General features: G+C 40.9%; 7 protein-coding genes and 6 tRNA genes. 4 read left to right on the forward strand and 9 right to left on the reverse strand.

Translation table 11 applies throughout. The features are described 5' to 3' along the window. Positions 1 to 203 precede the first annotated feature (203 nt). The 8 genes from I6E24_RS14095 to I6E24_RS14130 form a co-directional block, all read right to left on the reverse strand. Positions 204 to 851 carry a carbohydrate-binding family 9-like protein gene (locus I6E24_RS14095; protein ID WP_235329178.1) on the reverse strand — a complete coding sequence of 216 codons (648 nt, stop codon included), beginning with the start codon at positions 849 to 851 and terminating at the stop codon, positions 204 to 206. 121 nt (positions 852 to 972) lie between these two features. Next, the gene (locus I6E24_RS14100) at positions 973 to 2,478 is read right to left on the reverse strand and encodes a TrkH family potassium uptake protein (protein ID WP_235329180.1); all 1,506 of its coding nucleotides are present in this window, start codon (positions 2,476 to 2,478) and stop codon (positions 973 to 975) included. A 43-nt stretch (positions 2,479 to 2,521) separates the two neighbouring features. Continuing rightward, positions 2,522 to 2,596, reverse strand: a tRNA-Pro gene (locus I6E24_RS14105). A 42-nt stretch (positions 2,597 to 2,638) separates the two neighbouring features. Beyond that, positions 2,639 to 2,713 (reverse strand) — tRNA-Pro (locus I6E24_RS14110). Positions 2,714 to 2,750: 37 nt separating this feature from the next. After that, positions 2,751 to 2,825, reverse strand: a tRNA-Pro gene (locus tag I6E24_RS14115). Between the two features lie 37 nt (positions 2,826 to 2,862). Continuing rightward, a tRNA-Pro gene (locus tag I6E24_RS14120) sits at positions 2,863 to 2,937 on the reverse strand. Positions 2,938 to 3,186: 249 nt separating this feature from the next. Next, on the reverse strand, positions 3,187 to 3,858 hold the full coding sequence (locus tag I6E24_RS14125) for a bifunctional 4-hydroxy-2-oxoglutarate aldolase/2-dehydro-3-deoxy-phosphogluconate aldolase (protein ID WP_235329182.1): 672 nt from the start codon (positions 3,856 to 3,858) through the stop codon (positions 3,187 to 3,189). Between the two features lie 30 nt (positions 3,859 to 3,888). Further along, a complete protein-coding gene (locus I6E24_RS14130; RefSeq protein WP_262911938.1) occupies positions 3,889 to 4,911 on the reverse strand; it encodes a sugar kinase in 1,023 nt (340 codons plus the stop codon). A 203-nt stretch (positions 4,912 to 5,114) separates the two neighbouring features. Between I6E24_RS14130 and I6E24_RS14135 the strand changes: the two genes are divergently transcribed. From I6E24_RS14135 to I6E24_RS14150, 4 genes are all read left to right on the forward strand, one after another. After that, a complete protein-coding gene (locus tag I6E24_RS14135; RefSeq protein ID WP_235329184.1) occupies positions 5,115 to 6,203 on the forward strand; it encodes a LacI family DNA-binding transcriptional regulator in 1,089 nt (362 codons plus the stop codon). 6 nt (positions 6,204 to 6,209) lie between these two features. Next, on the forward strand, positions 6,210 to 7,511 hold the full coding sequence (locus I6E24_RS14140) for a Na+/H+ antiporter NhaC family protein (RefSeq protein WP_235329186.1): 1,302 nt from the start codon (positions 6,210 to 6,212) through the stop codon (positions 7,509 to 7,511). A gap of 117 nt (positions 7,512 to 7,628) precedes the next feature. Beyond that, a tRNA-Arg gene (locus I6E24_RS14145) sits at positions 7,629 to 7,702 on the forward strand. 27 nt (positions 7,703 to 7,729) lie between these two features. Next, positions 7,730 to 7,803: transfer RNA gene (locus I6E24_RS14150), tRNA-Arg, on the forward strand. A 69-nt stretch (positions 7,804 to 7,872) separates the two neighbouring features. On the opposite strand, the gene I6E24_RS14155 is transcribed toward I6E24_RS14150, so the two are convergent. Then, positions 7,873 to 8,838 (reverse strand): alpha/beta hydrolase, encoded by a 966-nt coding sequence (locus I6E24_RS14155; RefSeq protein ID WP_235329188.1) that lies wholly within the window; start codon positions 8,836 to 8,838, stop codon positions 7,873 to 7,875. Between the last annotated feature and the right edge of the window lie 361 nt (positions 8,839 to 9,199).

Below are 9,199 nucleotides of genomic sequence, written 5' to 3' on the forward strand. Positions count from 1 at the left end.
AGACCCCACGCATGATATAGAAAACTGCTGTTCATAATTGTACGTTTGCTTGTGCTTATTCAAATATACAATTTGTGCAGCGGTTTTCTTCTTTAATAAACTATCACGCGAAATGTCGGATGAACCTAAAATATTTCAGAATAATAAAAAGCCTCAATTACAGCATGATCCGCATCATAAAATGTTCCGGATATAAAATTGATTTATTCGAAAACCAAACGACCAAAAAAATCAGGACAATGAAAACAAGGTTCCGGAAGATCTATCGGAGACCATGAAAGGAAATGCGGAGTCTGCAACAAATCACCACATTTATAAAAATTGGCGCGGAACGCCCTGCCTGACAATTCCTTAAAATTATGATTAAATAAAGAAGATACAGGAATAATCAATGAAAGTTCCCATGAAATCTCTCCAAAACGTTCGTCGAACGGCTCTCTTCCAAGTGATGACCATCTCTTGATACCGGACAACACTTCTTTCGGAGCATGATGTCTGTCACCTTTTTTCCCATAGTTAAGCAATAATGTCCCGACACAATTACATTCAAAATTGTAATATTCATTTTCATCTTCAGGACGAACAAAAAACTCACAACATGAATCTTCCCACACTCTGCCTTGATCGGAAGGGGCAACTGCACGAACACTTGCTTCCTTAACTCTATAGTTAAGTAATATTGACTCTCCAGTATGCGCTATTCTAAATTCAACTTTGGGACAATAAGGATAATCAGGCCAATTTACTATATCAATAGGTATAAATGCGATAAATGCCTCGTCCATTATTTTACTCACTTGCTTAGCCTCAGCTAGAACACAAGGAAGTCTCTTTACATGAATTTCTTTCATAATTATTAAAGTTCAGTTACATGGTACGATGCAAATATACAGAAAATATAAATATAAGCCTAAGTTTATAAATTTATTTACATGTAAATCCTTATATCTTAAATAAAACACATAATAATGTTTATCTTTTATTCCAAAAACTTGGTGCAAACATCAACAATATGCCGAACAGCTCCAATCGACCAATAAGCATCAGGAAAGATGAGACCCATTTTGCGGCATCAGGAAGAGCACTCCAGGAATAAGCAGGACCAAAACTACCAAAGCCAGGACCTACGTTTCCAATACTAGATACAGCAATACCCATAGCCTCCATCATTTCAAGTCCTAATACCATAAAAATAAACCAACCCACAAACGTGCATATTATGTAAAGCATAGCAAAAGTTGTTACTGTTGATATGGTAGAAGACGAAACAGAATGTCCATTAACCTTTACCGGAAGTACTGCACGCGGATGCATCAGCCTGTTGAACTCATTCTTTACATTCTGCAGAATAATAAGAAGACGCATAGACTTCACACCACCAGCCGTAGAGCCAGTACATCCACCCGCAAACATAATATAAACCAGCAGGACCAAAGTAAAATGTGGCCATGTAGAATAATCATCAGTTGCATACCCACATGATGTATGAATCGTTACAACCTGAAAAAAAGCACGTCTGAAAGCAAGCTCGAGTCCATACCCCTTTAAGAAATATAATGCCAATGTTATAATAGCCGTTACCGTTCCCACTGAAAACAAGAAACATCTTGTTTCAACATCTTTCAGCCAATGCCAGGTTTTTCCTTTGAATATCAGAAAATAAAGAGAGAAATTTATAGCCGAAAGCATTGTAAATATAGTTATTACATATTCAATAAAAGGGGAATTCCAATATGCCACACTATTCTGTTTAGTAGAGAAACCTCCTGTAGCTGTAGTTGTGAATGCATGGCAAACAGCATCAAAAACACTCATCCCTCCAAACCACAACAACACAGCCTCAACAACTGTAAGCATCAGATAAACCATCCATAACCCCTTAGCCATTTTACTAATCTTAGGATGAATCTTGTCATGATTGACTCCGGTAGCCTCAGCTGAAAAAAGGACCTGATTTCCCACTCCGAATATAGGAAGTATGGCTATAGTAAAGAACACAATTCCCAAACCACCTATCCACTGAGTAAAGCTACGCCAGAACAGCATACCGTTAGAAAAAGATTCTATATTATCCAGAATAGAAGCTCCAGTCGTGGTAAATCCTGACATCGTTTCAAAAAAGGCGTCAGTCACCGAAGGAATGCTGCCACTAATATAGAAAGGCAACATACCAAACATAGTAAAAAACAACCATGTAAAAGCTACGATACAATATCCGTCTCTCCTGGAAAGACTTTTATCTGCGTTCTTACCCAAAAAAACAAACAGACTTCCTACACCGAAGTTTATCAGCAATGAATAAACAAAGTATATGTAATCACTTTCATTATATAAAAGAGAAACCAGTGTACACGCGAGAAACATCATACCCTCCAAATAGAGAAGTATACCAAGAATTCTGAAAATCATTCTACGGTTTAAAAGACCATGTCCCCTACCGGCCTCTATATGCATTTGTGAACTGATGAAATCTTCCATATCTTATAAAATTAAAAAAGAGGCCACTAAAGCCTCTCTTCCGTCGGGGTACCAGGATTCGAACCTGGGACCCCCTGCTCCCAAAGCAGGTGCGCTAACCGGACTGCGCTACACCCCGAAGTTATTTATTCTTTTATTATGATATATCTTTTTCATCTTGTCGGGGTACCAGGATTCGAACCTGGGACCCCCTGCTCCCAAAGCAGGTGCGCTAACCGGACTGCGCTACACCCCGAGGATGTTTATTTATTAAGATACATCTTTTCATCTTGTCGGGGTACCAGGATTCGAACCTGGGACCCCCTGCTCCCAAAGCAGGTGCGCTAACCGGACTGCGCTACACCCCGAAGATGTTTACATATTCAAGAAACCGTTTTTACCTTGTCGGGGTACCAGGATTCGAACCTGGGACCCCCTGCTCCCAAAGCAGGTGCGCTAACCGGACTGCGCTACACCCCGAAGGCGTTTTCTCAAATGCGGTGCAAAGATACATGTTTATTTTTAATCAAGCAACACTTTGAAGATGTTTTTTTCATAAAAAATATAACATTAAGCCTCATATACCAGTTTAAGCACTAAAATAAGTAGAATTACCCCTCATTTTACCTAGTTTTACACAAAGTATACATTTTATAAAAAAGCACCGGCACGCTTTCGCAATAGAAAAGCACACCGGTACTTTATAAATACACATTTTATAACCTTTTATTACTTATTTCTAGCTTCTGCTATATAGCCGAGAGCCTCAGCACATTTGTCTGTTACGTATGCCCAGTCTTCAGCTGCAACCTTATCTTTAGGGAACAGCTTAGAACCCATACCTACACAGAACACACCAGCCTTGATCCATGCTGTAAGGTTTTCCTTAGATGGCTCTACACCACCTGTAACCATAAGCTTAGACCATGGCATCGGAGCCATCATACCCTTAACGAAGTTAGGACCGTAAACATCTCCAGGGAATACCTTGCACAAGTCGCAACCGAGCTCCTGAGCAAAACCTACTTCAGATACTGTACCACATCCTGGAGTGTAAGCTACAAGACGGCGGTTACATACCTTAGCAATTTCAGGGTTGAACAATGGGCCTACAACGAAGCAAGCGCCAAGCTGAATGTAAAGGGCTGCAGTAGCAGGATCAACTACTGAACCTACACCCATTGCCATTTCAGGACATTCCTTAGCAGCGAATTTCACTACTTCTGCGAATACCTCGTGAGCAAAGTCACCACGGTTAGTAAATTCAAATGCACGAACACCACCGTCATAGCAACCCTTTACAACTTTCTTTGCAACTTCTGCATCTTTGTGGTAGAATACAGGAACCATACCGGTTGAACCAATCTTGTTCAATACCGCAACTTTATCGAATTTTGCCATTTTGAATATTCTTTTTAAATGATTAGACTATTAACGCTGTACACGACCGCTAGCATCACCACCAGCAAGGGCTTCAACTTCTTCAGCAGAAACAAGATTGAAGTCGCCGTTGATAGTATGCTTCAATGCAGAAGCAGCAACCGCGAATTCAAGAGCAGCGCCCTGGTTAGGCTTAGTAAGCAATCCGTGGATAATACCACCAGAGAATGAGTCACCACCACCTACACGGTCGATGATAGGATCGATGTCGTAACGTTTTGAAGTATAGAATTCTTCACCGTTGTAAATCATAGCTTTCCAACCGTTGTGAGTTGCAGAGAATGATTCACGGAGAGTAGAGATTACATATTTGAATCCGAATTCCTTAGCCATAGCAGTGAAGATACCTTTATAGCCTTCAGCATCAGTCTTACCACCTTCTACGTCTGCATCAGGTTTGAATCCAAGACAAAGTTCAGCATCTTCTTCGTTACCGATACATACGTCAACATACTGCATCAAAGGGCGCATGACAGACTGAGCTTTTTCCTTAGTCCAAAGTTTCTTGCGGAAGTTCAAGTCTACAGAAACTGTTACACCGTGACGTTTAGCAGCCTCGCAAGCAAGTTTTGTAAGTTCGGCAGCCTTGTCAGAGATAGCAGGAGTGATACCAGACCAGTGGAACCATTCAGCCCCTTCCATGATAGCATCGAAGTCGAAATCACATGGATCTGCTTCAGCGATAGCGGAATGAGCACGGTCATAGATAACCTTACTTGGACGCATTGAAGCACCAGTCTCAAGATAGTAGATACCTACACGGTCGCCACCACGAGCGATGTAGTCAGTCTTAACACCATATTTGCGAAGCGCGTTTACAGTAGACTGTCCGATTTCATGCTTAGGAAGTTTAGTTACGAAATAAGCATCGTGTCCGTAGTTGGCACAGCTTACAGCTACGTTAGCTTCGCCACCACCATAAACTACATCGAAAGAATCAGACTGAACGAAACGAGTATTACCCGGAGTGGATAATCTCAACATAATTTCTCCAAGTGTAACAATTTTTGCCATAATAAAATATTTTTATTGAAATAGGTTTATTAATTCTTTTATACTAAAAATCACTCATAACACACAATTGATATTTATTAAGAAATACATTCGTGTGCGCACACAAAGGTACGATATATTTTCATAATACCAAAAAATGTTGTAGTTTTGTATCGAAATTTTTTCCGTTATTATTTATTCTTGTATATATAATAAGGTGTAATATGATAGAAAACAAGTCTGAAAGAATCCGTATTAAAGACATAGCCATAAAGGCTGGAGTTTCTGTAGGAACTGTAGACAGAGTGATCCATGGTAGGTCAGGTGTATCTGAATCAAGCAAGAAAAAGGTTGAAGAAATTCTGAAACAAATGAACTACCAGCCTAACATGTATGCCAGCGCACTGGCTTCAAACAAGAAGTACAATTTAGCATGTATTCTGCCCACACATACAAATGAAGATTACTGGATTGATGTAGAAGCAGGGATGAATCACGCAATTAGTGCTTATAAAGACTTCAATATAAGTCTAAACATATCATATTACGACCAATATGAATCGGGAGCATTTGCCGAAGCTGCCAAAAAAATGTTTGAGACTAAGCCGGATGGAGTAATAATGGCTCCAAGTTCCGAAAAAGAAACCAGACCGATAGCATTACAACTACAAGAGAGAAATACACCTTTCGTATTTATTGACTCTAACATAAAATCACTCAACCCTCTAAGTTTTTACGGACAGAATTCGCATAGTAGTGGATATTTTGCCGCTCGTATACTAAGTCTTATGGCTGAACATAATGAACCTGTTGTGATTTTTCGTCTTATTTACGGTGGAAAACTTGGTTCAAACCAACAGCAAAATCGAGAAGAAGGTTTCCGGGAATACATAAAGAAAAATTGTCCGGAAATAAAGCTCTACGAATTGAACTTCTATGTAAAAAATCCAGAAAACAACGAAAAAATCATGGAAGAATTTTTTGCTGAACATCCTGAAATAAACTGTGGAATAACTTTCAACTCCAAAGCTTACATTATAGGCGAATACATGCAAAAAATAAACCGAAAAGGTTTCAAACTAATGGGTTACGATCTATTGAGAAGAAACGTGAAATGCCTCAAAGAAGGAAATATAGACTTCATAATAGCACAGCAACCCACAGAACAGGGACAAAGCTGCATAGAATGTCTGTTTGAACACCTCATTCTGAAGAAAGAAGTCAAGCCATACAACTATATGCCTATAACTCTCATATCGAAGGAGAATATTGATTTTTATCTTGACGCACACGTCATGACAAACAACATCTGATATATAATGAATTTAAACAAACTTACACCTATTATAAACAAGCCCAGCGGAGCTGCACTTATGCCTTTAGCAGTATTTTTGTGCCTCTACCTGGTTACTTCGATAATAGTGAACGATTTCTACAAGGTTCCTATCACTGTGGCATTCCTTGTAGCATCAATTTATGCGGTGGCTACTACAAAAGGACTTAGCCTGAACGACAGAATAATACAATATTCCACCGGAGCCGCCAACAAGAATATCATGATGATGATATGGATTTTCATTCTGGCAGGAGCATTCGCACAGTCGGCCAAAGCTATGGGAGCCATAGATGCCACCGTAAATCTCACTCTTCACCTCCTTCCGGACAGCCTGCTGCTTGCCGGAGTGTTTCTGGCGTCATGCTTCATATCACTATCAATAGGAACTTCGGTAGGAACGATAGTTGCACTTGTTCCTGTTGCTGTGGGAATAGCCGCAAAAACAGATGTAAGTATTCCTTTTATGACTGCTCTTGTCATAGGAGGGTCTTTCTTCGGAGATAATCTTTCGTTCATATCGGATACTACTATAGCCGCAACCAGAACGCAAGGTTGCCAGATGAGAGACAAGTTCAGGATGAATATGCTAATAGCGATGCCCGCCGCAATTCTGGTTTTTGCCTACTATATCTTCTATGGCAATAATGTTGAAACCATTGCTCCAACCGGAAGTATAGAATGGGGAAAGGTAATACCTTATATAATAGTATTGGTGACAGCAATTGCAGGAGTAAACGTAATGCTGGTTCTCTTGCTTGGAATCATATCAACCGGTATCATAGGAATGGCATACGGAGCATTCGACTTCTTCGGATGGTTCGGTTCGATGGGACAGGGAATAACAGGAATGGGCGAACTCATCATCATCACCCTAATGGCCGGAGGAATGCTTGAGCTGATACGTTTCAACGGTGGAGTGGACTACATACTTCACAAACTCACCAAAAAAGTAAGCGGAAAACGAGGAGCAGAATTCAGTATTGCAGCACTGGTAAGCCTGGCAAATATGTGTACCGCCAATAACACAATAGCCATAATTACCGTAGGGCCTCTTGCTTCCGACATAGCCGAAGAATACAAGATTGACAAGAGAAGAAGCGCAAGCATACTCGACATATTCTCATGCGTAATTCAGGGAATAATCCCGTACGGCGCGCAAATGCTGATTGCGGCAGAACTGGCATCAGTCTCTCCGCTGAATATCATGGAATATCTGTACTATCCTATAGTTCTATGTATATTTGCAATACTAAGCATTATATTGAGAATACCAAGAGCTGTGTAATATATAGAGTTAATATAGAGCCATTTAAAGAAAACTCGGACAAAACGAGAAAAAAGAGACATAAAAAACTTGTATAATTAAAAAATTACATCTACCTTTGCACCGCAATTAAGGATTGGTTCCGTAGCTCAGCTGGATAGAGCAACAGCCTTCTAAGCTGTGGGTCCCGCGTTCGAATCGCGGCGGAATCACTTAATGGCAGATAAATCAACAAGGATGGTTCCGTAGCTCAGCTGGATAGAGCAACAGCCTTCTAAGCTGTGGGTCCCGCGTTCGAATCGCGGCGGAATCACGAAAAAAGAGAAAATCAAAAAGGCATAGCCGACTGATTTTCTCTTTTTTTCGTTTTATCACACTATAATCATTTCATATTGTCGCGTATGAATTTCTCCATCTTCTCGTATGGAATCACACCTGCTACATTGTCATACAAATCTACATGACTTGCACCCGGAACGATGAGAAGTTCCTTATTATCTCCCTTGAGTTTCTTGAAAGCATCTTCGGAGAAATAGCGTGAGTGTGCTTTCTCGCCATGAACAAGCAGCACGGCACTCCTTATCTCACCGCTATATGTCAACAGAGGGGTATTGATGAATGAGAGTGACGAAGTGACGTTCCATCCGTTGTTTGAGTTGAGCGAACGTGGATGATAGCCGCGCGGAGTCTTGTAGTAAGCATAGTAATCCTTGACGAATTGTGGAGCATCTTCAGGCAGCGGGTCAATCACTCCACCTGCCAGGGCATAGCTTCCGTTCTTAGCGTCGACGGTACGCTGTTCGTTCAGTTTCTTGCGAAGTTCATAACGTGCATCCTCATCCATCGAGTCGAAATATCCGTTTGCCGTCACACGGCTCATGTCGTACATGGTCACTGCCACAGTAGCCTTTATTCTGGTATCGATAGCCGCAGCATTCAGGGCAAATCCTCCCCATCCACATATACCTATTATACCTATTCTCTCAGGATCGACATCCGTACGAGTCGTCAGATAATCCACTGCCGCACTGAAATCCTCGGTATTTATATCCGGCGATGCCACATATCGCGGCTCTCCCCCACTCTCGCCTGTGAAAGACGGATCGAAAGCTATTGTAAGGAATCCACGTTCAGCCATAGTCTGTGCATAAAGTCCGGACGACTGTTCTTTCACAGCACCGAAAGGACCGCTCACAGCCAATGCAGGCAACGGACCTTCCGCATTTTTCGGACGATACATATCTGCAACGAGAGTTATTCCGAAACGGTTCTTGAACGACACGCGTTCTGTCACGACTTTATCGCTTGGCACGAAAGTCTTCTTGTCTTGCGCATTTAGATTTGTCATAGCACTAATTATTAGAATTTGAACGATTAAAAGTAGTTTTGTTTTCATACTATTCATTGTATATTATTTAATGTGCATATATTTAGAAACAGAGTTCCATCTCCTTCCGAAAAGCATAGGTTCAAACTTACCGTTACACGTACGTGTTCCGCGTGTAACACGTATGAGTTACATGCGTTACACGAACGTGTTTCGCTCGTAACACGAACGTGTAACGGTATCTATGTAAGTATCCCCAGGGCTGACGCATTACTTAATATCTTCATTTTGCCATGGTGCATCTAAAAGTTCAGCAAGAAACTCATCGCTCCATCCCGCCATTTTTCTTTTACCCTTAAGGCTTGATTTCCTCTTGTTATTT

The sequence above is a fragment of the Bacteroides caecigallinarum genome (assembly GCF_021530995.1).
GTDB classification, from domain to species: domain Bacteria; phylum Bacteroidota; class Bacteroidia; order Bacteroidales; family Bacteroidaceae; genus Phocaeicola; species Phocaeicola faecigallinarum.